This is a genomic window from Megamonas sp., assembly GCF_986095205.1.
In genome coordinates, this window is sequence record NZ_CFQVBI010000037.1 from 1 (window position 1) to 1,642 (window position 1,642).

Here is a 1,642-nt window from a genome sequence, read left to right on the forward strand (position 1 = left end):
TCTTGTATATATTATTTAAGATTTAAGCTATGTTTAATATTCTTAATCCTTCATTTCTAATATTTATAGCTGCATTTACATCTCTGTCATGATGTGTTTTACATTTAGGACAGTTCCATTTTCTAACATTTAAATCTTTTACTTCAGTATTTTTATATCCACAAACATGACATAATTGGCTTGAAGGATAAAATTTGTCTATTTTGACAATAATCCTGCCAAACCATTTGGCTTTATATGTTAGTTGTCTCATAAACTCTGACCAGCTAACATCAGCTATATTTCTTGCTAATTTATGATTTTTCATCATGTTTTCAACCTGCAAATCTTCAAGACAGATTACATCATAATTTCTGATAAGTTGACATGTTACTTGATGAAGTAAATTATGTCTTTGGTTGACAATTCTATCATGCAACTTTGCCACTTTTACTCTAGCCTTTTCCCAATTTGAACTTCCTTTTGTTTTTCGAGAAAGTTCTCTTTGAAGCTTAGCTAATCTAGTTAGTGATTTTTGCAAGTATTTAGGATTGCTATATTTTATTGCATCTGAGGTTATGACAAAATCCTTTATTCCTAAATCTAAACCGACATATTTATTCGTTTTGATAAATTCAGGTTGAGGCACATCTGTACAACATAGTGCAACGTAATATTTTCCACTAGGAGTCTGTGATACTGTCGCACTTAAAATCCTACCTTCTATTTGGTAATATTTATCTCTTATTTTTATCTTGCCTATTTTAGGTAGTTTTATTTTATTTCCTAAAAATACAATGTTGTTATTTGTCATATTTGTTTTGTACGATTTATAACGATTCTTTTTAGATTTGAATTTAGGAAAGCCTGCTTTTTGTCTGTTAAAAAAGTTTTTATATGCTGTATCCAAATTCTTTAAAGCATTTTGTAAAGAGGATTTATCTGGTTCTTTGAGCCACTTTTTTTCTTTTTTTAATTGAGTAAGCTCTTTTGAACATTCGTTATAACTTATAGTCTTCTTATTTTGTTCATATACTTTAATTCTTTTATCTAAAAAGTAATTATATATAAAACGTACACAGCCAAAAGTTTTTTGAAGTAAACACTCTTGTGTTTTGTTGGGGTATATCCTAAATTTATAAGCTTTTTCCATAATAAACACTTACTCTTTCTAATGAATAAACATATCTTCTGCCATATATTACTTCCATATTGTCACTCAATATAATCATGACATATCTATAGTAATATAACAAGTGTTTATATATTAACTGCTTATTTTAAATAATATATACAAGAACTCTAGGTTCTACTTTAGTCGTATTATGAGGTCTCGTTCATATAGAAACGCTACTTTCTATACAGTTCTCTTATGAACTTCCGTTACTTTCATAACGGCACAGACTATATCTTATCCCTCAGCTTTACCTGTTAGAGTCTGTCCACTTCCTCAGTCAATCGCTTACTGAGTACTTCCCTCAAGAGGAATAGTCGTTGAACGTTCTCCTATTCGGAGCTTCGCTGCTGATTATCCATTTTTCAGCACTTAGGATTTAACCTTATGCTATATATCTGATTTTTTCTGCTTTCGCCACATTCACGCTTAACTTTATTTCATGTTTACGTTGTAGTTCAGATATCTTTAGGGTTTTCCAGCAATTCA

1 protein-coding gene is annotated in these 1,642 nt (G+C 29.9%); it reads right to left on the bottom strand.

Annotated features, from left to right (window positions below):
- Window positions 1–22 precede the first annotated feature (22 nt).
- On the bottom strand, window positions 23–1,132 hold the full coding sequence (gene tnpB, locus AC5LAX_RS04875) for an IS200/IS605 family element RNA-guided endonuclease TnpB (protein ID WP_493263647.1): 1,110 nt from the start codon (window positions 1,130–1,132) through the stop codon (window positions 23–25).
- Between the last annotated feature and the right edge of the window lie 510 nt (window positions 1,133–1,642).